The sequence below is a fragment of the Timaviella obliquedivisa GSE-PSE-MK23-08B genome (genome assembly GCA_019358855.1).
GTDB lineage: Bacteria > Cyanobacteriota > Cyanobacteriia > Elainellales > Elainellaceae > Timaviella > Timaviella obliquedivisa.
The window spans coordinates 49,536-75,673 of the sequence record JAHHII010000004.1; the positions used below are offsets into that span (position 1 = coordinate 49,536).

A 26,138-nucleotide genomic window follows, 5' to 3' on the forward strand; every position below is an offset into this window, starting at 1 on the left:
TCGCATTGATTTTCTATGGTTGCGGTTAATGTCACTGTTTGTTGTCTTGCCTATGTCATGGGGTTGTTACTCACAGGGCTGCCCTGGAAGGTTTTGGGGTTACCTGTGGGCGCAGTGATCATGCTGTTGCTAGGCGCGATTGCCTCAACATATCTGCACAGAATAGGCATAAAGCCACGCACTTGGCTGCTGGCAGGACTATGTGGATGTTTAGCAGTTTTATACTTTCATGGACAATTGCCGCAGCCTGGTCAAAATGACATTAGCCGCCTGGTCAATTCGACAGAAGAGGCACAAGTGTTTACGGTTGAAGGAAAGATTGCCTCTTCGCCCCGAGTCACTCGGAGCCAGCGAGTGCAGTTTGAGTTAGATACGGATTTGGCGACAGGTCAGGTTGGTGAGGGAATAAAGCTCTCGCAGGTGAGTGGAAAGGTGTATGTAACAGTGCCGCGATCGCAAGATTCTCAACTTTATCCTGGGCGAACGGTTCGCATTCAAGGCTCGCTCTACAAACCCAACACAGCCAGCAATCCGGGTGGGTTCAACTTTCAGCAATACTTAGCGCAACAGGGAATTTTTGCTGGATTGAACGGTAAAGAAATTAGCTTTCCAGAGCGGGGAGATTCTGCGCCCTTTCTATGGACAATTCAACAGCGCATTATTCAGTCGCAAGCTTTTTTGATTAATGCAGATGTGGGGCATTTGATTAGCGCCATGGTGATGGGGCGTGGAGGCGTTGATATTGCCTACGAGATTCAAGATCAATTTGCTCGGGTGGGCTTGGCTCATGCGTTGGCAGCATCAGGAACACAGGTGTCTCTACTAGCAGGCATTGTGTTGGCGTTAACTCAAGGACTCAATCGTTGGCTGCGGCTAGGAATTGGGTTAGGAATTTTGGCGATGTATGTGGGATTAACAGGAATTGAGCCTTCGGTAATGCGAGCGGCGCTAATGGGAGCCGTGGTTTTTTTAGCCGTTACGCTAGAGCGTCAGGTTAAGCCGTTATCGCTGTTACTGATGGTGGCAACATTATTGTTGCTGTGGAACCCGATCTGGATTTGGAGTCTAGGCTTTCAGTTAAGTTTTTTGGCAACTTTGGGATTAGTGGTGACTGTGCCGAAGTTAACGCAGTGGTTAGACTGGGTGCCCACCCGAATTACACCTTTAATTGCCGTCCCGATCGCCGCTTATCTCTGGACGCTTCCTTTACAACTTTCTGTTTTCGGTGTGGTTTCGCCCTACTGTATCTTGATCAACATTTTCAGCAGCTTGTTGATCACGCTCATCAGTGTAGGCGGCATGATTAGCGCTTTGTTAGCCCTCATTCATCCGGTTGCAGGAAGTGTTTCAGCGTGGCTCGTGCATTTTCCAGCAGTAGCGTTTCTTAAAATTGCCGAACTGGGCGATCGCCTTCCAGGGAATGCGTTTGCTGTTGGCACAATCAGCCCAGTGCAGGTTCTATTACTGTATGGAATATATTTGCTGGTTTGGTGGCAGCCTCAGTGTAGAAAACAGGCATGGCTTGCTGGAATCATTGGGCTGGGAATCGTTGCGGTACCCGTGGCGTATCTGACAACTCACTTGTCTCAGGTCACAATCTTATCTACGTCTAAAGAGCCTGTTATGGTGCTGCGAGATCAGGGCAAAGTGGGGTTGATTAATGTGGGCAGTGAGTCGGATTTACGCTTTACGGTGCTACCGTTTCTAAAGCAACAGGGGATCAATAGCGTTGATTGGGCGATCGCCCCCCGTTTACAAGCATCTGACACTAATTGTTGGAAGCAAATGGTCGAAGGTATTCCAATTCGCATGTTTTACCCTGTTCCTACAGCAAAACCTAAAGCGATCGCAGAATTCACAACGGCTTACCGAGCCTTACAAAAACAAATTGAAGCGCGTCAAGGTATCGCCTTACAATTATCGAGCCAGCAGAAAATTCAATCAGGCGCAATCACGGCTCAATTGATCAGCAATAACCCGGCAATTCTACAAATTCAGGCATATCAGCAAACCTGGCTGTTGCTTAATCATGGGTCTAACAATGAGCGTGTCATTAACCGCTTGCCTCGTGCTGACGTGTTGTGGTGGTCGGGAGAGGCTTTACGTGCAGAACTATTAGAGCAGGTGCAACCCAAAGTGGCGATCGCTTCTACCCACTCCCTTCCGGTTGAAACACAAACCTGGTTCAAAGCCCATCCAGCTATTACTCTCTACCAAACGGGTCAAGATGGTGCAGTTCAATGGACACCTCAGAATGGATTTAAAGCGACGATAGAAGCAAGACTCTAAATCTACAACTAAATTGAGGTCGAACTAGCTTAAAGTTGAAACTCCCTCATGATCTTGCCTGTCGTTAAGACATTAACCTATTAACTACAACCTATCACCTACAGACTACTGCTTATGATTGACCAGGCTCAATAGCTTTAGCATTGCCTCTTTCGAGGGCTTCACCTTAAGATAAAAGCGCAAAGGCTCGGCAACACAAATTCCATTAATCTCTACATCTACCGCTCCGCTGACATTCATGACCGCAGCCACTAATTTAATGAGAAACTGCTGACTAAGGATATTGCCAAGCAGCACCACTACTGTGCCACGTTGAGCAATCTTCAAATTCTCTAACTCATCAGGTTCAAAAGTTTTGCTAAATTCTAGGGCAACTCGTTTCGCAAGCCCATCATGATCATACTCACCATTCAACCCAATTCGTTCGGGCGGAATGGCTCTAAACAACTGTGGAACAGGCTGACTGATAAACATTCCTTCGCACAGAGTTGGAAGAATACTGGCTGAGAAATCTCGGCGATCGTCTGCTTGAGTGGATACCGTTACTGGATCTATCGTCAAAACTGCCTCCTTCCACCCCTGACAGCTTAAAAAGTTAATGGGGTTCATAAACTTTTTGCAAGGAGTTGATAATGTTTCTATGAAGCTACAGCCAATCTAGCATACAAAAGTGTTTCCGACACTACACGGATCACTTAGACACTAAGGGATTTTAGCAGGGTTTTTTGAGTGTCTTTAAGCACTCAGTAAGTAATAATACACAGAAAACTCCTGATATACAAGACATTCAAAGAACTAGCTAAAGTAGCTCAACTCCTGCACAGAAAAATTACAAGTTCACTTAAAAATGAAAGCATGAAAAAAGATACAAACTTTCTCCGTGTTTTCCGATCGTCCATAGGCATAATTTTATTGAGCTAGGCGTGAATTGAGCCATCTGGCATAATTAGCCCCGCCAAATTTGCGCCTGTCAGCTTCACCATTAGCTTGTCCGACACTCCTACCCTTGCGCCGCGCAGATCGGCTCCGCGTAAGTCGGCTCCGCTTAAGTCGGCTCCGATTAAGTTGGCACCTTGCAAATTTGCGTGGCTAAGGTTGGCTTCGAGTAAATTTGCCCTAAATAAGTTAGCCCCAGTCAAATTTGCCCCTGTCAGATTGATACGATGCAAAAAAGCATCGCTGAGATTAGCATTGTGGAGATTGGCATGGCTAAGGTTACGGCTCGACAAGTCTTTCTCTTTGAGGTCGGCGCCTACTAAATTGGCACCGCTGAGGTCAGGAGGCTGAGGGCGCGGTGTAGCTTGGGGCGATGGAGACGAGTTCCAGGATGCTTGATCGCGCGGGGCGCTTTGGGGAGGCTGGCTGGGGCGCGCACTACTTTGGGCAGATGAACTGTGAGCAGATGAACCGTTTGTAGAATTATGACTGCTTTGGTTTTTGTGAGCTTGGGCAGAACCGCCATTTTGCGAAGGTCCATTTTTAGAGGAGCCTTTCTGAGACGCATCGCCATAGGCAGGTCGAGGGGGCGATTGATAATAGTGGTAGCGAGGCGGAACCGTATGCTTTCCAGATGATGACGGTGGTGACTGAGGTGACGGTGGTGACTGAGGTGACTGCGCAGACGATTGGGGCTGAGCCTTAGGCTGAGTAGTTTGAGGCTGTGTCCTGGGAGAAGCAGCGCTGGCCGCTTTACGATTGGCAATATGCGATCGCAAATGATCCCGCGCTTGGTTCAGTTCTTGCAGCTTCTCGTGAGCTTTTTCTTGAAGCCGAGGATTGTCCTTGGGAAGGCGATCGGGATGCCAAATAAAAGCCAAGTCCCGATATGCCTGGTTAACCTCGTCCAACGAGGCACCAAGCTCTAAACCCAAGACTTTGTAGTAGCGTTCTAAATCACTCATCTACAAAAAATAGCCCACAGTTGTTTACTAACAGCTAAAAAAGAACTCAAGATTCATTTTTACTAACGATCTCTCTCCATGCTACAAGGCTACTCGAACCCCTGATCTGCTGAGATGCTAAAGAATTACTAGGAAATTCCTATAATGAGCATAGCTTCATTGCTGCAAACGCCCGCCTAACGCCAACCAAGGCTGATTCTCATGTCATTACAAATCTGTCTAAATCTCCTCGACAGAAGTGTCATTTCAGAACTAGACTGATATATTCATCAAACTTTTGTACAGCAACGCATACAGAAGAAACCCAAGAAATATTATGACTAAAGTCTTCCCTTTGCCCTCCCCCAGTGCCGTGCTGACCCAACCTGGGTTACCATCTCAAATTCAGACGGTAACTCAGGCAACAGGTGCATACGCACTGATTGATAGCTTGAGACGACATGGTGTTAAGCATATTTTTGGCTACCCTGGTGGTGCCATTCTGCCAATATATGATGAGCTATATCGGGCAGAGTCGGCGGGCTTTGTGAAGCATATTTTAGTCAGGCATGAGCAAGGAGCAGCCCATGCAGCCGATGGTTATGCGCGGGCGACAGGGCAGGTAGGAGTGTGCTTTGGGACTTCGGGACCAGGAGCAACTAACCTGGTGACAGGTATTGCCACCGCTCAGATGGACTCGATCCCCATGGTGATTATTACGGGGCAGGTTGGGCGGGCTTCGATCGGCAGCGATGCGTTTCAAGAGACGGATATCTATGGTATTACGTTGCCCATCGTCAAGCATTCTTATGTGGTGCGTGACCCAAAAGATATGGCGCGGATCGTGGCAGAAGCGTTTCACATTGCTGCTACGGGACGACCAGGGCCAGTTTTGATTGATGTTCCTAAAGATGTAGGACTAGAAAAATTTGATTATGTGCCAGTTGAACCGGGAACAGCGAAGTTACCTGGGTATCGCCCTACTGTAAAGGGCAATCCCCGGCAAGTCGTGCAGGCTTTAAAGTTGATTCGACAGGCGCGCCGACCTTTGTTATACGCCGGGGGTGGAGCGATCGCCGCTGGTGCCCACGCCGAAATCAAAGAGCTAGCGGAGCGCTACAACATTCCGGTTACCACGACCCTCATGGGCATTGGCGCGTTTGATGAACACCATCCTCTTGCCGTGGGCATGTTGGGAATGCACGGCACAGCATACGCTAACTTTGCCGTTACTGAATGCGACTTACTGATTGCAGTCGGCGCACGATTTGATGATCGGGTAACTGGAAAACTGGATGAATTTGCCGCTCGTGCAAAAGTCATTCACATCGACATTGATCCCGCAGAGGTTGGCAAAAACCGCATACCTGATGTGCCTATTGTGGGCGATGTCCGACGAGTGCTGACGGATTTATTGCAGCATGATGCTAAAAGCGACAGCGCCGCTAGTTCCACTCAAACTCAGGATTGGCTGCAAAGAATCGCTCGCTGGAAAGTCGATTATCCTCTGGTGGCACCTAGCTATCCAGGCGTGTTGTCTCCCCAGGAAGTCATCGTTGAAATTGGTCGGCAGGCTCCCCACGCTTGCTACACGACAGACGTAGGGCAGCACCAAATGTGGTCGGCACAGTTCCTCAAGAATGGCCCTCGTCGCTGGATTTCGAGTGCAGGTTTAGGGACAATGGGCTTTGGGATGCCTGCGGCAATGGGTGCAAAGGTTGCGCTTCCTGATGAACAAGTGATTTGTATTAGCGGTGATGCTAGTTTTCAGATGAACCTTCAAGAGTTGGGTACGTTGGCGCAGTACGGCATTAACGTCAAAACTATGATTATCAACAATGGTTGGCAGGGCATGGTGCGCCAGTGGCAGGAAGCGTTTTATGGAGAGCGCTACTCTTCGTCGAACATGGAGCCGTCAATGCCTGACTTTGTGATGCTGGCACAGGCGTATGGCATTAAGGGGATGCTGGTGAAAACGCGGGAAGAGTTGGCAGGGGCGATCGCTGAAATGCTAGCTCATGAGGGCCCTGTGCTGATGGATGTCCAAGTGAAGCGCGACGAAAATTGTTATCCTATGGTCGTTCCGGGTAAGAGTAATGCCCAAATGGTAGGGTTACCCAAGCTGCTAGAGCCGGAAAATCCCAAAGCTCTAACGAATTGTGGCAACTGTGGCGCTGAGAATCAGCCAGGCAATAAGTTTTGCCCAGAGTGTGGAACAAAACTCTAAAGCACTGAGATAAATCCATCTTAAAGCTCTTCTTTGTCTGCGCAGGGAAGGGCTTTAACTGTTGATGCGCTCTACGAAGTAATAAGGCTGTGCATAATAATAAGTCTCAGGTTTAGAACGGAAGCACTCTACATTAGGCAGTGGTTTCCAACAAAATTTGCTGCCATGAGTTAGGGCTTCTTTGGCTAATGTATAAGACTTCAAACCCAACCACTTTACCCTCAGCGTTGTAATCCAATATGATTCCATCACTAACTTCTTCAGACTCGACGATCGCAGAATCATCGAGTCTTAGATACAATGCATCGTTTTCTTTGTGGACAATCAGTTTCATTTCACTCTCCGATCAAAGAAGATTGTTACTACCCGTTTTGGGGTTAGGTAAGGATTCACAACAACCCGTAACCATCGATTACCAAAGTTTTGGATACGTTTAAGGTAGTGAGTATTACCATGAGGATCAGCAAAGGGTAAAAGTCTTTCAGGGTCAGTGAGTGCTTCTTCTATCCATAATTCTAGAATATTGCGCTCTTGCATTTGGTGACGGGCATGTACAGAGAGTTCAAATTCAGGGAATACAGACATGGCTCACGATCGACTTGTTTACCGTGAGGATGACGGATGAAATCTAAGTATAGCGATCGTCCTGCATTATGGATGTTTCTCAAGTGCTGCTAAGAGTTTCTGAATCTTTGAATCTGTCTATATAAAATTGTGGATATGCTAACGGACTTAATATAATGAAAATGATTTTTTTCAATATCGGTTGGATGGAACACTATCAAGGAATCACTTCTACTGAATCCTCTTGATGGAGGGGCAAGTTTCCTGATGAAAATGGGTATGGCTATGAAATCTTTAACTTTCTACCTTTTAGCGATTATATGTATGGTTACGTTCAACCTTCTGGAAAGGGTGACTACTTTGAGCGGACAATTAACATTGATAACCTAGATGCGCCAAAGCATGATGTTGTAAACGATGTATTATCTGTTTGGCTAGCAAGTCATCCAGACAAAAGTGGTACGCGAGTTATAGGTTGGTACAAAAGCTCGACCGTTTATCGGAAGCACCAGCCATCTCCCAACGGCTCTAATAGAACCTTTAAAGATTCCACATCCTCCTTTGGTTATTGTGTGACAGCAAAGGCAGAAAATTGTGTCTGCTTACCCATAGAGGAAAGAACTATTCGAGTTCCAAGAATGGTAAAGGGCGGTGGCGGTTTAGGACGATCAAACGTTTGGTTTGCTGACGGTCAGAAAGAAATTACTCTAAATTGTCGCAAAGAAGTAGAAGAGTTAGTTTTGCAGTATCAAACCTCAGAAATAACCCAGTTAAGTAACATTCGGCAAGAAATGGAGCAAGGAGATTTCTTTAACACTGAGACTTTAAAAGACGCAAGAGAGCGAGTGTTAATCTCTATAGTTCGTCGTCAAGGGCAAAGCCAATTTCGTCAGCAACTTCTTAGAGTTTATAAAGGGAAATGTGCTATTTTGGGCAATGATGTGGAACAAGCCTTAGAGGCAGCACATATTATTCCTTATTGCGGACTCGAAACAAACACCACTTCTAACGGATTATTGCTGAGAGCAGATCTTCATACTTTATTTGATCTCAACCTAATCACCATAGATCCGCAGACTATGAAAGTTTTAATTGCACCTAAATTAACGTGAGTTCGGGTTAAGCCAGAAGCTGGAAAGCTTGCAAAATCTAGCATTAGATCGTTTGTTGGGTAACATTCTATTTGCAATAAGCCTTGCTATTGAGAATACCCTCAATTATTGAGTTTGTTGATAATGCTTTTAGAGGGTATGTGGAGCTAAGCAACGCAAAATCAAGGCTTTCAGCGATTTCTTATTCCGAACTCACGTTAAATTAATGCAAACGCAGTGTCGGGCTTTTTCTAAAAAAGAAATAACCCTTCCTGAAAGCGAAACCAACAGACCTGATAAAACGGTAATGGAAAAACATTATGCTCAGTGCGAGTGGACGAAATAAAAATACTTCTTTTCATCGTTTCGACTTTGCATCCGTTATTACTTGGTAGCCACTAAAACTATTTCTAATGCTATGATGCCCTTGAACTTTTGTGTTGAGGCAAGCTGGAATGACGTCTACCTACACGCCAGAAGAAGCAAAAAAGGTCATTAAAGCCGTTACATTGAGCGGTATTGCAGTCGCCATAGCCGATATGGGTATTGTGTCTACTGCCATTGAAGCCACTGCTTTAGCCAAAGAGGTTGCGGGTGTGGCTAAAAAGTATCCTAACAACACCATCGTTCAAGGTGTGTTTTCTGATGAAGCCATTAAAACTTTCTCTCCTGGTGAACCTCCTAAAGACTTGACACCTGATAATGCAGCGGAACAAGCGATCGCTGCAATTACCGATGCCCTTACCACTTTAGAAACCAAAGCAACACCTGAAGAAATCAGTGAGTACAAGCAGTTTATTTATTCGGCAGCCGAACATGTTGCCAATGCAGCAGGCAGCGGTTTGTTTGGCAGAGGTAATCCTAAAGTGAGTGATACTGAGGCAGCAGTTCTAACGAAGCTGAAGGGCGCTTTGAGCATCTAAACTGTTATTCTCAAATGTTTTTCCTTGGACACTCACTCTGCATTTGATTTTCTCATAAAGCAATTAATAATGGCACCCTGTTCATTGAGCAAGGTGCCATTATCTATATCTCAAGACCTGAGTTTTCACTTTGAAGAGACGATCGCCCCCACAATAATACTTTTGCACAATTTAGGAACGGCTTTCGCGCGATTTAGGAACGCATTATTTTCTAAATACGCTGGTCCAAGAGGCAAGAGGTTGACAAGTTATATCGCCTTCTTGAGAAGCGTTTGCACCGCTGTCCATCGCCCGAATTTTAATAGATAGTAAATATCCTAGTTCCAAAACCCATAGTTTGAGGGAAGGTTATCCCAGTTGCAGCATCATGAAAAATTTGATGGATAGCGATCGCCTCTTAGCTCAGCCCTACTGTTTCATTGCCAAAGAAATCGACATCATTTACTCATCAAATCGTACCAGCTTAACCTTTACTCATGACATGACTTCATCTATTGCCCTTGCCGATCTGCAAACCATTACATGCCATGGCTTTACTTATCCTGTAGCACTCACAAATTGCATTGCCTTCAAAAGCTCCCCTACTTTGAGACAGCAGTCTATACCAGAACCCTTGCTACCTCGATCGCCACATCGGGAAAGGCAAGAGGGTTAATAATCCCTGTCGTGAATTCCTGTCGAGATTGATATTTCCCATCCACAGGATCACGAAACACGATAAGGATATTTTTCTTGAGGTTGTTCACCCAGTACTCAGAAATACCCGCTACTGCATAGATGTCAGCCTTGATTCCCAAATCCTTGTCTAGGCTGCTATTGGAATACTCTATGACCCAAAAAACGTTTTCTGGGTAAGGGTGATGAGTTCTGTATTCCTTTCCTAGTCGCTGCACAACTGCAATGTCTGGCTCTGGCTCTGAGCCACTAGGGAGTGTAATTGGTTTTGCCGGACGCACCTGTGCCCGATCGCCTAGTAGCCTCGTCAAATATTCGCCCATGTCGGTAGAACCGTGAGCATGGGGCATTCCTTCTGGGGACATTTCGACAACGACTCCGTTCAATAGTTCGACATGGCAATCGTCCCAAATCCCCACGTCAACCATGCGGTGATATTGCTCAAGGGTGATTTTTACGGGGACGAGTTCGGGCGTGGTGGGTTGCTGCAACGTCTGGGTCATGGCTACACCTCAAGAGGGTATTTCGATCCTACTTGAGATGTAGCATAACCCCAAGGTTACCTAGCTTGCTCTCTTGCATTTCTGGTTGCTGGGTAAGGTCGCCTGGTAAGCCTCGATCGCCCTCATGTAGGTAGCCCAATCATGCCGATTCACCATCCAATCCTCAATTAGTTCTTTGTTGTAGAGGATTTTCTGGACGGGCTGAACAAAATGAATGCCCAAATAACTAGTGGTCTGCCCTGTAACGGCTTAAGGTTCGGTCTGTGACTTGTAGGAGTGAGCAGGTTTCCGTTTTGCTATGGAACGGGCACTCTGCTTTCAGTGTCGTCGCCTCTACTGCGTTGAGAGAGTCATATTGGCGCCATTTGGTACTTTGTTCACCACTACAACGCATCCTTACCTGTTTAGGACTACCCGAGAAAGATACTTCAATGAACGTTAATCTACACGTCTTTATTACGCTTTTTTCTTAGGTAAAACTTAAAAAAGATACGATATTACCCACTCGGGGAATACCCTGAAGTTCACTGCATTGCTATGGTTTAAAAGCCACTCATTCAGAGAAAAGAAAGGAATTCCTGATTTTTGACGAAGAGTGATGGTTCCCGGAACCAATGCCAAGCTGTCCTCTAAACTGAGTTTGCGTCCTGCTAGGTATAAGGAAATCGATCATCAGTATTTGGTGCTGCTTTACTCATGATCCCTGATTCTGGCGGAGAGGTAAATAGATGTTCTAGATGCAGCTTGGCATTTAAACTGAGTTAGGAGTGAAAATAAGTTGTGCAAAAAAAGGGTAGATAGAATGCCGAGACTTCATGCGTTTCGCGTAGGCGCGGTAAACTGTTGGGGTTGATTTGGCGCTGGTGCGGTATGGTGACGTTCTTGTTGGAAGTTGGAACAGAGGAATTGCCTGCAAGTTTTGTAGGTTCGGCTTTGGAGCAATGGCGATCGCGCATTCCTGCCAGTCTCAGCGATTTGTTTTTGGTGTCAGAATCCATAGAGCTATACGCTACACCCCGACGACTAGCAGTGGTAATCAAAGGTTTGCCTGCGCAACAGCCCGATCGAGAAGAAGAAGTTAAGGGTCCTTCAGCGCAAGCGGCATTCAAAGAAGGTAAGCCAACGAAAGCAGCAGAAGGCTTTGCCCGATCGCGCAATGTTGATGTCAGCGCCTTTGAGATTCGGAGTACCGACAAGGGCGAGTTTGTTTTTGTTAACCAAAAGGTTTCAGGTCGCCCGACCGCCGAAATTTTGATAGAACTGATTCCACAATGGATTTTTGGGCTGGAAGGTAAGCGGTTTATGCGTTGGGGTGATGGCGATTTGCGGTTTCCACGCCCCATTCGGTGGCTGGTGACGTTGCTTGATGACCTCGTGTTACCCATTACATTGGTCAATGGATCAGAAAGTTTTACAAGCGATCGCCTTTCCTATGGGCACCGAGTTCTTCATCCATCGCCTCTTTTAATTCCCCATGCGGCTGAATATGTTGCCTGTCTCAAAGCTGCCTCGGTTGAAGTTGACCCGGCTTTGCGGGAAGCAACCATTGCAGAGCAGGTACAGGCTACGGCTCAGACCGTGGGGGGATACGCTGCTATTTCTCCTAGTCTGCTTGAGGAAGTTCGGGATTTGGTAGAGTTTCCGAGTGCAGTCATCGGGCAATTTGACCCGGAGTTTTTGGATCTGCCGACTGAGGTCATTATTACGGAGATGGAAAGCCATCAGCGGTATTTCCCAGTGCTGAAGGCTGAAGGTTCTTCAGAGCTACTGCCCTACTTTATTACGATCTCTAATGGTGACCCGGCTAAAGCAGATGTCATTTCAACAGGTAATGAACGGGTAATTCGGGCGCGACTATCAGATGGAAAATACTTTTTTGATCTCGATCGCAAGCAGCCTCTTGAAAGCTATCTGCCTCGGCTGGACAAGGTAACTTTTCAAGAAGATTTAGGATCAGTACGAGATAAGGTCGATCGCATCCTCACTATTTCTTGCGTAATTGCCGATCAGCTTCAAGTGACTGCGGCAGAGAAAAGCATTATTGAGCGATCGGCTCTTCTCTGTAAAGCTGATCTGGTGACTCAAATGGTAGGTGAGTTTCCTGAGCTTCAAGGCGTTATGGGACAAAAATATGCGATTCATGAGCCGCCTGCTGTCGCTACCGCAATCTTTGAACATTATTTGCCTCGTGGTGCGGGCGATCGCCTGCCCCAAACGTTAGCAGGTCAAGTCGTAGGGTTGGCAGATCGACTGGATACGCTGGTCGGCATCTTTAGTTTAGGAATGTTGCCCACAGGTTCGTCTGATCCCTTTGCGCTACGACGGGCGGCAAATGGGATGGTGAATGTCATGTGGGCAGCAAATTTATCATTAAACTTGTCTCAACTGCTCCAGCAGGTTTGTGACACTGCTCAACAGGCTGTTCAAAAGAAAACAACGGCATCCTTACAGGAACAGCTTCAGGAATTCTTCTTGCAACGGGTACGAACGCTGTTGCAAGAACAAGGAGTTGATTATGACTTGGTCAATGCGGTGCTAGGGGAGAATGATGCAGAGTACGCTCAGCGAACGCTACAAGACTTGCTAGATGTACGCGATCGTGCCTTGTTTTTGCAATCTATCCGAAAAAACCAAATCATCGATCGCATTTATGAAACTGTGAACCGGGCATCCCGCTTGGCAGTACAAGGAGATTTAGAGACAACTCAGCTTGATCCTACCGCTGTGATTCGTCCTGACTTATTTAAGCAGCCTTCTGAGCAAGCACTCTATGAGGCGCTGATCGATCTCGTTCCGCAAACTGAGGGAGCGCGATCGCAGCGCAACTATCAACAGCTTGTTGAGGCATTGGCGCAGGTTGCACCGACAGTCAGCAATTTCTTTGACGGGGCACAGAGTGTGATGGTGATGGATGCAGACTTAGAAGTGAGACAAAATCGGTTGAATTTGTTGGGATTACTGCGGAACCATGCGCGGGTGCTGGCAGACTTTGGGGCGATCGTGAAACCATAGAAAATCGTGAAGCCATAGAAAAAGGGCTTGGCGATGCCAAGCCTCCAGCCTATTTCAACAGAACCTCAATAACGATCAATGAGAAGAAGTGAAAGCCTTATCAGTGTTTCCAAACTTGAATCGGATTGCCTAGCGATCGCCGTTAGCACCAGGCTCATCATCATAGTGTTGAGGACGTTATAGTGTTGAGGACGTTGCGCGATCGCACTAACCCACCATAAAAGAAGGCAAGTCCAGAGTCATGGGCAAAGGGCTGCGAAAATTAATACGAACGCCGTGTCGCCGCTATTAATCGGTAGGATAGGGGGTGTCCCAGTCTGCAACTCTGTAATTTGATTATGGCTGCCTACGTCATTGGTCTTGGAAAATCTGGAATTGCTGCGGCTCGGTTGCTTAAGCAACAAGGGTTTGAGGTTATAGTCAGCGATCGCAACGCCAAAGCTCTAAATTCAATTGAACAAGACCTAGCTGCTGAAGGAATTAGGGTGGAATTGGGACAGACCTTCGAGCCTAATCCGACGACCATGCAGCAAATTATAGTTAGCCCTGGGGTGCCCTGGGATCTCCCGGGCTTGGTTAAGGCAAGAGAGCAAGGCATTGAGACATTGGGCGAAATGGAGTTGGCATGGCGGACACTTCAAAATAGTTGCGAGGGGTCGCTTTACCCTATACCTTGGGTGGGCATCACAGGCACAAACGGCAAAACCACGACAACGGCACTGATTGCAGCAATTTTTCAGGCAGCGGGATTACAAGCTCCGGCTTGTGGCAATATTGGCTATGCGGCTTGTGAAGTTGCTCTTAAGAAGCAACCCGACTGGGTAATTGCCGAACTCAGCAGCTATCAAATTGAGTCGGCAGCAAGCCTTGCCCCCAAGATTGGCGTGTGGACGACGTTTACGCCTGACCACCTCAGTCGGCACAAAACCTTAGAGAATTACTATCGTATCAAGGCGCATTTGCTGCAAAATTCTGAGCATCAAATCCTTAATGGGGATGATCCGTATCTTCGGAGCAAGGCTGACCAATGGCGGAGGGCTTGCTGGACGAACGTGACCGGAAAAGACAATCTCTTAGGAGAGGTTGAGCAGGGCGCTTATATTGAAGATGGCTGGGCGATCGCTCAAGGTGAGGCAATTGTTCCAGTAGCAGCGCTGCGAATGGTAGGGGCGCACAATCAGCAGAATTTGTTGTTGGCGGTTTTGGTAGCGCGGATTGCTGGAATAAAAAAGGAAGCGATCGCCCAAGCCGTCCTGAATTTTCCTGGAGTTGCCCATCGATTAGAGTCCATTTGCACCTGGAACGGCATCGACTTTATCAACGACAGCAAAGCGACTAACTATGACGCGGCTGAGGTCGGTTTATCTGCGGTGGACGCACCCGTTATTTTAATAGCGGGTGGCGAGGCAAAGGATGGCGATGATACGGGCTGGCTCCGCAGTATTCATGCTAAAGCTGCTCAAGTTTTGCTAATTGGCAGTGCTGCTCAAGCTTTTGCGGCACGCTTAGAGCAAGTAGGTTACGCCCAATACGAAATCGTAGAAACAATGGATCAGGCGGTTAAGCGAGGGGCAGAACTAGGGCAGAAGTTGGGAGCAAAGGTGATATTGCTTTCGCCTGCCTGTGCCAGTTTTGACCAATATGCCAATTTTGAACAGCGCGGGGATCATTTTCGACAGTTGTGTTTAGAGACGCTAAAACAGTATTAATCGGGTTGACCGGGGAGAAGGTCATTGATGGGATCACGAATAGGGTCACTATTTTCACTGTTTAATAAAGTTTGGACAAAATCATACATTTCTGGCTCCGATCGCCCTTCCATTTGCAAGTCCTTCAAAGCAATTAGCCCTTGCGCCAGTTCAGGAGCACTTTTTTTGTAGGTGTTATGGGCAACGACCAAATCCATAAAGACCTCCCGCTCAATTTGCAGACGGCTGGCATCTTCTGCCAAGTGAGAAGCATAGGCAATCGCATCTGCCTGATATTTCAGTAAAAAGATCAGGGCATTACTCATTTCTTGGAGCGGCTGTTGCAGTTTACGAGTATCTAATTCAAGGCGATCGAAACCCACTTGTCCATCAATCCGAAGTTCAACTATTGGCTTAAGGGTCGGGTCAATTTTGCCTTGGGCAATGGCTGCCTGAACAAGATCGATCGCCCCCAGTTCTACTTCTTCTAAGCTTTCTGTTCCACGCAGTGTCAGCTTTAGCCGAACAATCGATCGCTGTTGATAATCTTGTTTAAGTTCTGCCTGCACCGTACCTCGACTAATCTCAACCAAGTAAACGCCCCGGTCAAAACCTGCCTCTTCTACACTGTTTGCCTCCGTCGAACCCGGATTAAAAATCCAGCCCTCGACTTCATAGTTCTTATGAATGTGCCCTAGCGCCAAATAATTGACCCCAGCTGCTTTGAGCGGAGCGACATCGGCATAGCGCAAGGCTCCTTGGTAACGAGAAATTTGTCCTTCCATGCCGTGATGGAACATCAAAATGTTGGGATGCGGCGTGGGCGGCAGTTGAGCGATCGCCTCGGCAATTTGTTCGATCGCTTTAGGAGCAGTAGAGCCATACCAGTAAGAACCCAGCACTCGCACACCGCAATCAAGATCAATATATCCACCTCGCTCACCATCCCAAGGAAAGTAGAACGGCTCACCTGTCGCGGTGTCTCCAGGTTCTAGTAATATCAGCAGACCCCAAGATGCTAGATAGCGTAACCAACTGGTTTTTGTCCCGTAGGGGCGGTTATCATGATTACCCTCGATCGCCAGTACCGGGATGCCAGCTTGCTTAAGGGCTTGCAATGCCAACTGCGCTTGGTTCAGTGTGGCAGGTTGAATATTGCGATGTTCAAATAGATCGCCAGCAATCAAAACAAAATCGACTTGGGGAGCGATCGCATACTTTTCTAGAGCATCGTTAAATGCGTAATAAAAATCTTGGGTGCGCTCCTTGCTGTCATAGCGATCGAACCCTAAATGAATATCAGCCAAGTGAAGGAAGCGTGGCATAGTACAAATACACTAAACTTTAGCTATTGTATGCCATGGATAGCAACCCATTCACGATTGCCCGAACTCGGCTTGCAATGCCTCGTCATTTTCATCAGCGATCGTAGCCACAATCGTAATATTCCGCGATACTTCCGTCGGACTTAACTCTGCTAAGGTTCGCTGGGCACAAACTACCACCTGATCTTCCGAAATCGCAAACCGAGCCTCAAACGTGCTCGACCAGTTCATTTCCATCAGCTTACGCAAAAGCTGCGCTTCGTTTTTGACGGGTAGTTTCAGGACGGCTGCCCAAATCATTAACTCGTCTTCTTCCTGAGTGCCTGCAAGCTGAACAAAAACCTCAACACTGCCATACTTAAATTTCCAGACATAGCCCGGCTCTACATGGCTGACCATGGCGCTTCGGTCTTCTTGAAGGCTAGAAATAACCGTCTCAATAATTTCTACATAGCTTGGAGTGCTTTCGGTTGTAGGAGCGCTGTCAATGTTGTAGGAAGTCATGGGGATCTCTTCGGTTCAGATTGCCTTCCCTAATTTAGCGCTTGTCTGGGCAATGGACATCGCTTTGACAATAAATTTAGGAGTGAAAACCAAGGATGAAGAAAGAACGCCAATGCAAACACAAAGTAAATCCTAGAAGCGACCCTCTTTCCAACCTGTTCGATCGCTCAACCCAACTCCCCATACCCACGTTGCAAACAATAATCTGCTCACCATCTCGCCAAGTCTGTCTGCTCCGACGGGCGTTGAGTTTCACAAGTGGGTAGACTTGTAGATTTTCGTTACACTAATTCATATCCTGTTACTGCTTTAGTCGTTCCCCTACTCGCAATTTATGGCTGACACTCTCACAAAGCTGGCGTATCAAACTTTTCAACAGAGTAAGAGTTATTTTGGACTGGCTCATAAAACTCTTACAACTCAGGTGATGAATCTGGTTTCACCTACAAACTACAAAACTGAACCACTGCCAACCGAGACGCTGTTATTGCTACAAAGTCGACTCAACAAGCTCATTGAGCAAGATTGGCAAGATTCAGAGCAAGGCGTTTATCCATCTGAACTACTGTTCGACAATCCTTGGGAAGACTTTTTTCGCTACTATCCCATGGTTTGGATCGACACAACTCAGACTTGGGAGCGGATTCGAGAAAAGCGCTACCAAGAATTTTCTCCCACTATCAAAACTGACGGATATCCCAAATACTATCTGCAAAACTTTCATTACCAAACGGATGGCTATTTGAGCGATCGCTCTGCTAACCTCTACGACTTACAAGTCGAAATCCTCTTCAATGGTTCAGCCGATGCCATGCGCCGTAGAATTCTGGCTCCTCTTAAGCGAGGCTTAGAAGGCAAGGCCCAGCCAAGAGTACTAGACATTGCTTGCGGCACAGGTCGGACGCTAAAAATGCTGCGTGGCGCATTGCCCAACGCTTCTCTCTACGGCGTTGACTTATCTCCTGCTTATCTTCGCAAGGCAAACCAGTCGCTGTCCGAGGTGTCCGGTGAACTGCCGCAGCTTTTACAAGCAAATGCCGAGGAGTTACCTTACTTAGATGGCTACTTTCAAGCCGTTAGCAACGTGTTTATGTTTCACGAGCTACCTCCTGAAGCCCGTCAGCGAGTGATTGAGCAGTGCTACCGGGTGTTACAACCTGGGGGCGTTTTTGTCATTTGCGACTCTATTCAAGAAGCTGATTCGCCAGAATTTGCACCCATGATGCGAAACTTCCCCACAATGTTTCATGAGCCTTATTACCGTAACTACACCACCGACAATTTAGTAGAGCGATTGGAGCAGGCTGGCTTTGTTTCAGTAGAAACTGAGGTGCATTTTGTCAGCAAGTATTGGGTGGCACGGAAGCCCGCCTAAGGGTTTGCTCAGTTTCTACCAAGATTCATAGGGTAAAACAAAAACGCTGATGAGGGTCTTTAGCAAAAAGGGCACCATCAGCGTTTTTTTCAACGGGCTTAACCTATATCTATCCAACCCTTAATCCATCCAACCCTTAATCCATCCAACCCTTAGTCCATCCAACCAATGTCTATTTCGGAAATCTGCCCTTCCCTTTCCGACGACATAGGGGGAGGAGAACCGGGCTGAGTAGGATGCCGAAAAATTTTGCGGAGCTCAGATTCGTGCTGAGTTTTGTGAGCTACTGCGGCTGGCTCAATTTGTAAAGTTGATTTTGGTTCGGGTTGGGGCACAGCAGCAGACGTATGAATAGGGGCGATCGCTGTCAATGGCTTAGCGTTGACTTCAGATAATTTGAGAATCATTTGCTTTGCTTCTGCTAGCTCTACCTTGAGATGCTCAGCTTGCTTAACTTCTGTTTGTAGCTTCTTTATGAGGCTATCTTTGGCTTCTAAGTCTGCTTTAAGGTCATTAATTTGCTTTAAAAGAATAGAATCCTTGGGTTGAACCGCGTCTAAAGTTGCTTTTAAATCCGAAACTGTGGCTTCTAACCCAACGATTTTCTCCAAAGGAGCCTCTTTTTCAGTTTTAGCTGATGAATTTGGTGAATCTGTTGAACCCGTAGACCGTCTCCTAACCATATCTCCTCCATTCCCAAAGACAGACTAAGGCTTTTAGACGCATCAATGGGATAGACGCAAAGCATTTGTCTCTCATTAAACTTACCATCTTCAGGTGCTTCGTAGGTGTCCCCAAACAGGCTTAAGATGAATTTGAGTTTTTTGGATTTATCTATCGTGGATCAGTTGATTGTTCAAGTGAAACTGCTAATGCGTAGGTGTTTCGCCCTTGGGCTTTAGCTTGATAGAGGGCACGATCTGCTGCGGTAATCAGTGATTCTGGTGGCTGCTGCAAGTTAGGGATTTGGCTACTGATGCCTAGACTCAGGGTGACATTAGAACTGACCGTAGACTGGGCATGAGGTATTTCTAGATGGCAGATTTCTATTTGAATTAGCTGTGCAATGTGAATTGCCCCTTTAAGACTGACATTAGGGAGAATGATAGCGAACTCCTCGCCGCCGTAGCGCGTCACCAAGTCCGCTGCACGTTTCATTACGCGATGCATTGCTTGGGCGATGTCTTTTAGACAAACATCTCCAGCTTGATGACCATAGTGATCGTTATAGCGTTTGAAGTAGTCAATGTCACACAAGATGAGAGAAAGCGGCTCTTGATCTCTGGCAAGGCGCTGCCATTCTTGGCGGAGGTGTAAATCAAAGTGACGACGATTTGCGATCGCGGTCACACTGTCGAAATAAGCAACATACTGCAACTCCTGGTTCACGTCTTCTATGGCTTGTTTTGCCTGTGCCAGTTCGATCGCTTGTCTCTGAAGCTGTTGGTTTTGCTGCTGGAGTTGCTGCGTGAGTGCTTGAATGCGTAAATGGGTTGTAATTCGGGCAAGTAATTCCTCGCGCTGAATCGGCTTAGTTACATAATCCACTGCGCCTACTTCAAATCCTTTAACCTTATCTTCAGTGTCTGACAAAGCCGACATAAAAATTACAGGAATAGCGCAAGTTCTCTCGTTCAGCTTGAGCCGTCGACAGGTTTCAAAGCCGTCCATATTGGGCATCAAGACATCAAGTAAAATCAGGTGCGGTTGGGCATCTTGTGCTCGCTTTAAGCCACTGTTACCGTCTTGAGCCACCAGAACTTTGAAACCTTTTTCTTCTAACGAATAGACTGCAAAACTTAGGTTATCAGGGTTGTCATCAATAATGAGAACCGTGGAAGGAGAAGGAGAAGGCAAGCCGGGGTCAAGCGGGAAGGATGGCTGATTCACAGGCTTCTCTCCGGATAGAGATATCTTTCAACTAGAGGGGCGATCGCCTGCTCTAAGAACTCTTGTACTGAGTCTTTAATCTTACTCGCAAATGAAATACAGCGATCGTTTTGCTGTCCGGGATAGATTGCCCGTTTTTGAATGTTTTGCCTACTGCTCAACATGGCTAATCTAGACAAACTCTCTACAACCTGAGCCGCTAAAGGACAAAACGATTGCGTAGAAAAATGAGTGGGCAGCACTATCGAAGCAACAACCTTGAGAAAAATCTGCTCAAGCCAAAAGATTGATCCCTTGTCGCATCCGCTGGCATGTTGGAGCTTGCTGCTAGAAGGTTTTACCCCTTGCTGTCTCATGACCATGCTCAGGCAAGAATGTTCTGAGCAAACACACGGCTCAGCTTGATCCGGCTCAGTAAGATTGATGATATGACCCAGAAAATTGAGCAAGACTTGGGATAAGACTATCTTCCTAGCGCATATTTCAGTAGACAAACTAGAGAAAATCTTACTCTGGAAGCGCATGGCTTTTTCGATCGCCCGCATTTGAGTAGCAATTATTATATCATCCGCAAAAGTCCGCCGATGAGCAGCGCCAAGAGCAGTGCCAGGATAGATTTCGAGTCTACAGGCTTCAGTTCTAAATATCTCAACGTCGTTAAGCAGCTTCTGCAAATGTAAGCCGAATGGATGAAGAATGCAAAAACTATCAGTTCGGCACTTGAGTATGTCGTCTTTCTCAGACATATCCTTACCAACTCCATGGCGTTCGGTATTGAAATTGAGCCGATAGTTGGGATACTTAATAAATTGCCCCATCTACTAAAAATTTGGAATGACTCAAACTGATTCAGGCTCAAGACGGGTCTTCATCTGTGGTTCTGCACTGAGGGGTCAACCTGATCACCAAAATCTTCAAGCGGCTCAGTTCATCCGCGAAACCAAGACTAGACCGCTCTATCGCTTCCATGCTGTTGCCGATGGCTGGCATCCTGCCATTTACGCAGTCGCAGAAGGAGGGATGTCTATCCCTGGAGAAGTTTATGAACTGACAATGGAACAATATGATCATTTGATTACTACAGAACCGCCCAATATGTATCCTGGCAATATTGTCTTGGAGGATGGTGAAACTGTGACGGCAATTCTTTACCCACGTGCCTTAGTGGAACAATACAACTGGCCCGATATTTCTCACTATGGTGGCTGGGCAGCTTATAAAAAAGCTGTAGCGTTGCTCTAAGCTTAAAGCAGAATGACTTTAGTTGGCTGGACTAGGGGAATCGTGTGAGATTGTAAGAAATTGATTTTACCCACTTCCAACGCTTGGAACATAACACTTGCGAATTTATGATAATGAGAAGAAACATAAGCATTACTTTTGTTCCTAGCTTTTCTCTAGCCCCTTTCGAGCAACGAACAGACATCATTCAGTATGGTTAAAACCATTTGCATTCGTGGCTTTTCCCACGCCTATGAGTTATCAGAACCGACTGACTCTCCTACTGTTTTAGTATTTGTCCATGGTTGGCTTCTCAGTCGTGCTTACTGGCAGCCCGTCATTGAGCGGTTGTCATCCCGGTTTCAATGTCTCTCCTACGATCTGCGGGGGTTTGGTGAGTCTCAGCCTGGAAGCGCAGAGGCAAAATCTGTAGCATCAATGGAGAGAACGATCGCCTCCGAAGCACCCCAAGAAGTCACCACTGTTCCCAGAGTTGCATCGCCCCCTTGCTCCCCATACGCAACCGTAGACCCTACATCATCGTTGCTGCCTACCGAATCCTTTGCTTATTCGCCAGCCGCCTATGCCCAAGACCTTACTTCTCTCTTACACAACCTCAATATCACTCGCGCTTGGTTAATTGGTCACTCTTTGGGCGGAGCGATCGCGCTTTGGGCGGCTGATCAAGCGCCAGGCACAATATTAGGCGTTATCTGCATCAACGCTGGAGGCGGTATCTACATTAAAAAAGAATTTGAGAAGTTTCGGGCGGCAGGTCAACAAATTATCAAGTTTCGCCCTCAGTGGCTTGCTTCCATACCGCTTTTAGACTTGGTGTTAACTGGGGCGCTGGCTCAGATGAGCGTTACCCAACCCCTAACCCGGTTGTGGGGCAAGCAACGTCTGTTAGATTTGCTCAGCGCTCATCCTGAAGCGGCGATCGGTGCCCTACTCGAATCTACTACTGAAACCGAGGTTCACCTGTTACCACAAGTTGTAGCCCGCCTTCAGCAGCCTGTCCATTTCATTGCGGGCGTTAATGACACGGTCATGGAGCCAAAATATGTGCGTCATCTTGCTAGTTTCCACGCCTCTTTTGAATGCTGCGGCAGCAATGTGACTCACATTGCAAACTGTGGACATTTAGCAATGCTAGAGCAACCTGAAACCGTTGCTGACGAGATTTGGCGAATTTTAGCAATGCATCAAGCTTGATTTTCTTTGATATTTCTTCCTAATGTGTCTCACTGTTGATATAACCGCATCACCTCAGAAATTGCCAATCTTGACTGTGCCCCTAGTGTCAACGCTGAAGTGTGTCCACGGTTAAGGTGGTCGGCAGCGGCGCAAGCAATCATGGCAGCATTGTCGCTACAAAATTGAAGGGGCGGAAACAGTACGCGAATATTGTGTGGAGCCGCCGCCGCTTGTAGCTGCTGCCGTAGCCCACTATTAGCCGCCACACCACCGCCTACAGCGATCGCCGTAAACCCATAGTCTAAAGCACAGGCGATCGCCCGTTTCGTCAGCGATCGCGCCACCGTCTCTTGAAAGCTTGCCGCCAAATCATTTACGGGTAGAGGCTCACCCGTCTGCTCTAGCTTTTGAACTAATCGCAAGGTCGCTGTCTTCAACCCACTAAAACTAGAGTCATAGCGGTGATAGCCTCCTTCTGGCAAAGATACCTGACCTTCGGGCAGTGGGAATGCATGGCGATCGCCTGCCCTCGCCAGCCGATCGATGACCGGGCCACCCGGATACCCTAAGTGCATCAGCCGCGCCACTTTATCAAAGGCTTCTCCGGCTGCATCATCGCGGGTTTGCCCCAAAATCTTGTATTCTCCACAATCCTTGACTTCAATCAAGCTCGTATGTCCGCCCGATACCAACAAACACAAAAAAGGCGGCTTTAGATCGGGTGTGCTGAGGTATGAGGCGTAAATATGTCCTTCCAGGTGATGAATGCCCAAAAAAGGCTTTTGGTGCACCATGGCAAGAGTTTTACCTGCGGTCAGCCCGACCAGTAGTGCCCCTACAAGTCCAGGGGCACAAGTAGCGGCAATCCCGTCAATGTCTGCCCAGCTTAATTGGGCTTGCTGAAAGGCTTGGGCGATCGCCCCATTGACCGTTTCCACATGCTGCCGCGAAGCCACTTCCGGCACCACGCCGCCATACTGCTGATGGATTTCAATCTGCGACGAAACGATGTTGCTGAGGATCTGGCGATCGTCTAATTCTGGGTCATGACGAACAATTGCCACCGCAGTTTCATCACAGCTTGTTTCAATGGCTAAGACCGTTGACATGGGAGAGGGTATCAAGAAACGTAAAGATCTTTTAACAGCCTATCTTGTAGGGGCTACTCCTGAGGGTATTATTGCTCTGATAGTCCAAATTTCTTGTACAGATAACTTCAATTTTTGTACGAAAAACTTTGTTTTGTAAAATATGGGAAACAACTCCATGCGAAGATTGTTTGCTCTGATCCTGCTCATGGGTCTTTGGCTCAACTTTGTTCCTCCTGCTGCTGCCGATGTCGCCGGATTAACACCCTGTAATGAGTCCAAAGCCTTCCTGCAGCGTGCCGCGAACGCCCCCAAAACGCCTCAAGCTAAAGCTCGTTTCGAGTCCTATGGTCAACAAGCTCTCTGTGGCACCGAAGGTCTACCTCATTTGATCGTAGACGGTCGGCTTAGTCACGCAGGCGACTTTACTATCCCAAGCCTTCTCTTCCTGTACATTGCAGGCTGGATTGGCTGGGTAGGTCGTGCTTATGTCATTTCGGTTCGGGGTGACAAGAATCCTGAACTGAGCGAAGTGATCATTGATGTTCCTCGCGCCATCAGAATTATGTTGACTGGCTTTACTTGGCCCCTCGCCGCCTTCGGAGAGTACACATCGGGCAAGCTAACTGCGAAGAATGATGAGATTACTGTTTCACCCCGCTAGGCTCAAAAGTCTGCCGTTCACTCTTGGAGTATGTCTATGCAGTATTTTGTGAAATATCTTTCCACTGCCCCAGTGCTGGCAACCGTTTGGATGATTATCACTGCCGGAATTTTGATTGAATTCAATCGATTTTTCCCTGATCTATTATTCCATCCTCTTCCTTAAGAGGCGATCGCGTTAGGGCTAGAAAGCTCTTATCCCAACCTACAAGAGAGAGGCAGACTAAACTCTAGTCTGCCTCTCTCTTGCTTTCTGTAGATCTATTACAAAAGAAACTCTGAGAACCTTTGCCTGGTTCTTCAAGATATAAGCTGCTTAAATGCTCTAGAGGCAGAAAAATCATCCGTAATATTACAGAAGAATTTACAATATCTTCATAGCTACACGTATCCAAAAATATAAGTAGAGTTACGGCAAATAGCTCTATACGTTTGATACTTGCATTCTCCCTAGAATTCTCTGAGAAAATTGCCAAAGCTTTTGAAATCAGGAAATCGCGCTAAAAAACTCTCTTATCTCATCACTTTTATCTGCTTCTTTTAGTCAAATCTCTCCATACTTGCTCTGAGCTATAAAGCGTTCTAAGAGAAAACTAGGTCATTATTTATACTAATTTTGATGAAGTTGGTGCATCCTACTGAGGCATGTAGTTTTTGGGCTGCTTACGTTGGATTTAGCTAAATATTAATGGCTAGTTCCAAGTGAACAGCTCTGATAAATGAACAAACGAATTGGCTACTTTATTCCAGAGTTTCCGGGACAAACTCATATTTTTTTTTGGCGCGAGATTCAGGTTCTTGAGAGCATGGGCATTCAGGTCGATATTATCTCTACCCAACCTCCTGCTGCTAACCTTATGTCTCATACATGGGCTAAGGCAGCTCAGCGCCGAACCACTTATCTAACCCCACCGACCCTTTGTAATTTTTTGGGCATGGGGCTAGCGCTCGTTCAAGGCGGGCTGAAGTCATGGCTTACTTGTTTACAGATAATTCAACAGGCAAAAGATTTATCTGTCGCTGACAAACTGCGTCTATTTGCCTTCATGCTGGTCGGGGCAGAGGTATCTTACATTGCTAAGCAACAGCAGTGGCAGCATTTGCACGTTCACTCTTGTGCAAACTCAGCAAATATAGCCCTGTTTTCTTCTCTTATTTCTGGGCTGCCTTACAGCATCACGCTTCATGGTCCGCTTGAGGATTATGGTTCTAACCAAGCTCAGAAGTGGTCTAAAGCTAAGTTTGGAATTGTCATTACACAAAAGCTTTACGAAGAAGTTCACCAGTTGCTTGCAGATAATCTTCCGGAACAAGTAGCGATCGCCCCTATGGGAGTGAATGCTTCCGTTTTCCAACGCACTCATCCCTATCTACCTTGGGATAAACAAACAAATTTCCGAATTTTTAGCTGTGGACGGCTTAATCACTGTAAAGGACATGCTGATTTAATTGAAGCGATCGCCCTTCTTCGTCAACAAGGCATCCCAGCAACACTAGAAATTGCTGGAGAAGATGAACAGGGTGGAACCGGATATCGTAAAGAACTAGAATCTTTAATTCAGCGTCTTAATCTAGCAGATTCAGTTCGCCTTCTCGGAGCTACTTCAGAAGAGACTATCAAAACCAGCCTCGAAAACGCTCACATATTTGCTTTGGCTAGTCTACACGAACCGCTTGGTGTTGCCATTATGGAGGCGATGGCAATGGAAGTGCCTGTTGTTGTGACTGGGTCAGGTGGGGTAAAAGAGCTAATTGAACAGGGTGTAGATGGATTATTAGTTGAGCCACAAGCACCGCCGCAATTGGCAGATGCCATTCTAAAGTTGTTGGTCGATCGCCAACTCGCTCAACAACTTGGAACCGCAGGTCGAGTAAAAGTTATCCAGCAGTTTCATAGCAAACGCAGTGCAGAAACATTGGTAAATCTGATTTGGGCACCTTCAGAGTTCGATTCTCAGGAGGTTAAAGTACCAGTTGGCATTCGTAGTAGATAACTATGACTTCGAGGAGCCGTTACAGAGGG

Annotated in this window: 23 protein-coding genes; 12 read left to right on the plus strand and 11 right to left on the minus strand. The window is 46.9% G+C overall.

The window, feature by feature from the left end; all coding sequences use genetic code 11:
- Positions 1-15: 15 nt before the first annotated feature.
- A complete protein-coding gene (locus tag KME11_08525) occupies positions 16-2,289 on the plus strand; it encodes a ComEC/Rec2 family competence protein (protein MBW4515255.1) in 2,274 nt (757 codons plus the stop codon).
- Positions 2,290-2,394: 105 nt separating this feature from the next.
- Here the strand turns inward: KME11_08525 and KME11_08530 are convergent, their stop codons facing one another.
- Both KME11_08530 and KME11_08535 read right to left on the minus strand, forming a co-directional pair.
- Positions 2,395-2,898, minus strand: a complete 504-nt coding sequence (locus tag KME11_08530) for a hypothetical protein (protein MBW4515256.1) — start codon at positions 2,896-2,898, stop codon at positions 2,395-2,397.
- 308 nt (positions 2,899-3,206) lie between these two features.
- The gene (locus tag KME11_08535; GenBank protein ID MBW4515257.1) at positions 3,207-4,190 is read right to left on the minus strand and encodes a pentapeptide repeat-containing protein; all 984 of its coding nucleotides are present in this window, start codon (positions 4,188-4,190) and stop codon (positions 3,207-3,209) included.
- 316 nt (positions 4,191-4,506) lie between these two features.
- Here KME11_08535 and ilvB point away from each other — a divergent pair, with 316 nt between their 5' ends.
- Positions 4,507-6,396, plus strand: coding sequence for a biosynthetic-type acetolactate synthase large subunit (ilvB, locus tag KME11_08540; protein MBW4515258.1), 1,890 nt, complete (start codon positions 4,507-4,509; stop codon positions 6,394-6,396).
- A 133-nt stretch (positions 6,397-6,529) separates the two neighbouring features.
- Here the strand turns inward: ilvB and KME11_08545 are convergent, their stop codons facing one another.
- Both KME11_08545 and KME11_08550 read right to left on the minus strand, forming a co-directional pair.
- A complete protein-coding gene (locus KME11_08545) occupies positions 6,530-6,730 on the minus strand; it encodes a DUF2283 domain-containing protein (protein ID MBW4515259.1) in 201 nt (66 codons plus the stop codon).
- Positions 6,727-6,981 carry a DUF4258 domain-containing protein gene (locus KME11_08550; protein MBW4515260.1) on the minus strand — a complete coding sequence of 85 codons (255 nt, stop codon included), beginning with the start codon at positions 6,979-6,981 and terminating at the stop codon, positions 6,727-6,729. Before KME11_08550 ends, KME11_08545 begins: the two co-directional genes overlap by 4 nt.
- 299 nt (positions 6,982-7,280) lie before the next feature.
- On the opposite strand from KME11_08550, the gene KME11_08555 reads away from it, so the two are divergent.
- On the plus strand, positions 7,281-8,072 hold the full coding sequence (locus tag KME11_08555) for an HNH endonuclease (GenBank protein MBW4515261.1): 792 nt from the start codon (positions 7,281-7,283) through the stop codon (positions 8,070-8,072).
- A gap of 434 nt (positions 8,073-8,506) precedes the next feature.
- Positions 8,507-8,974: a hypothetical protein gene (locus tag KME11_08560; GenBank protein MBW4515262.1), complete on the plus strand. Its 468-nt coding sequence runs from the start codon at positions 8,507-8,509 to the stop codon at positions 8,972-8,974.
- Positions 8,975-9,573: 599 nt separating this feature from the next.
- On the opposite strand, the gene KME11_08565 is transcribed toward KME11_08560, so the two are convergent.
- Complete coding sequence (locus KME11_08565) at positions 9,574-10,152, minus strand: Uma2 family endonuclease (protein ID MBW4515263.1); 579 nt, start codon at positions 10,150-10,152, stop codon at positions 9,574-9,576.
- A gap of 870 nt (positions 10,153-11,022) precedes the next feature.
- On the opposite strand from KME11_08565, the gene glyS reads away from it, so the two are divergent.
- The gene (gene glyS, locus KME11_08570) at positions 11,023-13,164 is read left to right on the plus strand and encodes a glycine--tRNA ligase subunit beta (GenBank protein ID MBW4515264.1); all 2,142 of its coding nucleotides are present in this window, start codon (positions 11,023-11,025) and stop codon (positions 13,162-13,164) included.
- Between the two features lie 335 nt (positions 13,165-13,499).
- Positions 13,500-14,873, plus strand: coding sequence for a UDP-N-acetylmuramoyl-L-alanine--D-glutamate ligase (locus KME11_08575; GenBank protein ID MBW4515265.1), 1,374 nt, complete (start codon positions 13,500-13,502; stop codon positions 14,871-14,873).
- Here KME11_08575 and KME11_08580 read toward each other — a convergent pair.
- Positions 14,870-16,177 (minus strand): exonuclease SbcCD subunit D, encoded by a 1,308-nt coding sequence (locus KME11_08580; GenBank protein MBW4515266.1) that lies wholly within the window; start codon positions 16,175-16,177, stop codon positions 14,870-14,872. The genes KME11_08575 and KME11_08580 overlap by 4 nt on opposite strands.
- A gap of 51 nt (positions 16,178-16,228) precedes the next feature.
- The gene (locus tag KME11_08585; protein ID MBW4515267.1) at positions 16,229-16,681 is read right to left on the minus strand and encodes a YbjN domain-containing protein; all 453 of its coding nucleotides are present in this window, start codon (positions 16,679-16,681) and stop codon (positions 16,229-16,231) included.
- Between the two features lie 334 nt (positions 16,682-17,015).
- On the opposite strand from KME11_08585, the gene KME11_08590 reads away from it, so the two are divergent.
- Positions 17,016-18,056, plus strand: a complete 1,041-nt coding sequence (locus tag KME11_08590) for a class I SAM-dependent methyltransferase (protein ID MBW4515268.1) — start codon at positions 17,016-17,018, stop codon at positions 18,054-18,056.
- A gap of 152 nt (positions 18,057-18,208) precedes the next feature.
- Here KME11_08590 and KME11_08595 read toward each other — a convergent pair whose 3' ends face one another.
- The 3 genes from KME11_08595 to KME11_08605 form a co-directional block, all read right to left on the minus strand.
- Positions 18,209-18,739: a hypothetical protein gene (locus KME11_08595; protein ID MBW4515269.1), complete on the minus strand. Its 531-nt coding sequence runs from the start codon at positions 18,737-18,739 to the stop codon at positions 18,209-18,211.
- A gap of 151 nt (positions 18,740-18,890) precedes the next feature.
- Positions 18,891-19,946: a PleD family two-component system response regulator gene (locus KME11_08600; protein ID MBW4515270.1), complete on the minus strand. Its 1,056-nt coding sequence runs from the start codon at positions 19,944-19,946 to the stop codon at positions 18,891-18,893.
- The gene (locus KME11_08605) at positions 19,943-20,764 is read right to left on the minus strand and encodes a hypothetical protein (protein MBW4515271.1); all 822 of its coding nucleotides are present in this window, start codon (positions 20,762-20,764) and stop codon (positions 19,943-19,945) included. The genes KME11_08600 and KME11_08605 overlap by 4 nt, the downstream gene beginning before the upstream one ends.
- 16 nt (positions 20,765-20,780) lie before the next feature.
- Between KME11_08605 and KME11_08610 the strand changes: the two genes are divergently transcribed.
- Both KME11_08610 and KME11_08615 read left to right on the plus strand, forming a co-directional pair.
- Positions 20,781-21,188 carry a gamma-glutamylcyclotransferase gene (locus tag KME11_08610; protein MBW4515272.1) on the plus strand — a complete coding sequence of 136 codons (408 nt, stop codon included), beginning with the start codon at positions 20,781-20,783 and terminating at the stop codon, positions 21,186-21,188.
- 192 nt (positions 21,189-21,380) lie between these two features.
- Entirely contained in the window at positions 21,381-22,382 is a 1,002-nt protein-coding gene (locus KME11_08615; GenBank protein ID MBW4515273.1) for an alpha/beta hydrolase, read from the plus strand.
- Between the two features lie 29 nt (positions 22,383-22,411).
- On the opposite strand, the gene tsaD is transcribed toward KME11_08615, so the two are convergent.
- Positions 22,412-23,473 carry a tRNA (adenosine(37)-N6)-threonylcarbamoyltransferase complex transferase subunit TsaD gene (gene tsaD, locus KME11_08620; GenBank protein ID MBW4515274.1) on the minus strand — a complete coding sequence of 354 codons (1,062 nt, stop codon included), beginning with the start codon at positions 23,471-23,473 and terminating at the stop codon, positions 22,412-22,414.
- Positions 23,474-23,630: 157 nt separating this feature from the next.
- Between tsaD and KME11_08625 the strand changes: the two genes are divergently transcribed.
- The 3 genes from KME11_08625 (at position 23,631) to KME11_08635 (ending at position 26,109) form a co-directional block, all read left to right on the plus strand.
- Positions 23,631-24,116, plus strand: a complete 486-nt coding sequence (locus KME11_08625) for a Photosystem I reaction center subunit III (GenBank protein MBW4515275.1) — start codon at positions 23,631-23,633, stop codon at positions 24,114-24,116.
- A 36-nt stretch (positions 24,117-24,152) separates the two neighbouring features.
- The gene (gene psaJ, locus KME11_08630) at positions 24,153-24,281 is read left to right on the plus strand and encodes a photosystem I reaction center subunit IX (GenBank protein MBW4515276.1); all 129 of its coding nucleotides are present in this window, start codon (positions 24,153-24,155) and stop codon (positions 24,279-24,281) included.
- A gap of 553 nt (positions 24,282-24,834) precedes the next feature.
- On the plus strand, positions 24,835-26,109 hold the full coding sequence (locus KME11_08635) for a glycosyltransferase family 4 protein (protein ID MBW4515277.1): 1,275 nt from the start codon (positions 24,835-24,837) through the stop codon (positions 26,107-26,109).
- Positions 26,110-26,138 lie beyond the last annotated feature (29 nt).

Coding starts and splice junctions, on each gene's coding strand:
- KME11_08610 (MBW4515272.1), top strand. CDS start 20,781: ATGACTCAAACTGATTCAGGCTCAAGACGGGTCTTCATCTGTGGTTCT.
- tsaD (MBW4515274.1), bottom strand. CDS start 23,473: ATGTCAACGGTCTTAGCCATTGAAACAAGCTGTGATGAAACTGCGGTG.
- KME11_08550 (MBW4515260.1), bottom strand. CDS start 6,981: ATGTCTGTATTCCCTGAATTTGAACTCTCTGTACATGCCCGTCACCAA.
- KME11_08530 (MBW4515256.1), bottom strand. CDS start 2,898: ATGAACCCCATTAACTTTTTAAGCTGTCAGGGGTGGAAGGAGGCAGTT.
- KME11_08635 (MBW4515277.1), top strand. CDS start 24,835: ATGAACAAACGAATTGGCTACTTTATTCCAGAGTTTCCGGGACAAACT.
- KME11_08565 (MBW4515263.1), bottom strand. CDS start 10,152: ATGACCCAGACGTTGCAGCAACCCACCACGCCCGAACTCGTCCCCGTA.
- KME11_08585 (MBW4515267.1), bottom strand. CDS start 16,681: ATGACTTCCTACAACATTGACAGCGCTCCTACAACCGAAAGCACTCCA.
- KME11_08545 (MBW4515259.1), bottom strand. CDS start 6,730: ATGAAACTGATTGTCCACAAAGAAAACGATGCATTGTATCTAAGACTC.
- ilvB (MBW4515258.1), top strand. CDS start 4,507: ATGACTAAAGTCTTCCCTTTGCCCTCCCCCAGTGCCGTGCTGACCCAA.
- KME11_08560 (MBW4515262.1), top strand. CDS start 8,507: ATGACGTCTACCTACACGCCAGAAGAAGCAAAAAAGGTCATTAAAGCC.
- KME11_08595 (MBW4515269.1), bottom strand. CDS start 18,739: ATGGTTAGGAGACGGTCTACGGGTTCAACAGATTCACCAAATTCATCA.
- KME11_08580 (MBW4515266.1), bottom strand. CDS start 16,177: ATGCCACGCTTCCTTCACTTGGCTGATATTCATTTAGGGTTCGATCGC.
- KME11_08615 (MBW4515273.1), top strand. CDS start 21,381: ATGGTTAAAACCATTTGCATTCGTGGCTTTTCCCACGCCTATGAGTTA.
- KME11_08590 (MBW4515268.1), top strand. CDS start 17,016: ATGGCTGACACTCTCACAAAGCTGGCGTATCAAACTTTTCAACAGAGT.
- KME11_08555 (MBW4515261.1), top strand. CDS start 7,281: ATGTATGGTTACGTTCAACCTTCTGGAAAGGGTGACTACTTTGAGCGG.
- KME11_08605 (MBW4515271.1), bottom strand. CDS start 20,764: ATGGGGCAATTTATTAAGTATCCCAACTATCGGCTCAATTTCAATACC.
- KME11_08535 (MBW4515257.1), bottom strand. CDS start 4,190: ATGAGTGATTTAGAACGCTACTACAAAGTCTTGGGTTTAGAGCTTGGT.
- glyS (MBW4515264.1), top strand. CDS start 11,023: ATGGTGACGTTCTTGTTGGAAGTTGGAACAGAGGAATTGCCTGCAAGT.
- KME11_08525 (MBW4515255.1), top strand. CDS start 16: ATGGTTGCGGTTAATGTCACTGTTTGTTGTCTTGCCTATGTCATGGGG.
- psaJ (MBW4515276.1), top strand. CDS start 24,153: ATGCAGTATTTTGTGAAATATCTTTCCACTGCCCCAGTGCTGGCAACC.
- KME11_08625 (MBW4515275.1), top strand. CDS start 23,631: ATGCGAAGATTGTTTGCTCTGATCCTGCTCATGGGTCTTTGGCTCAAC.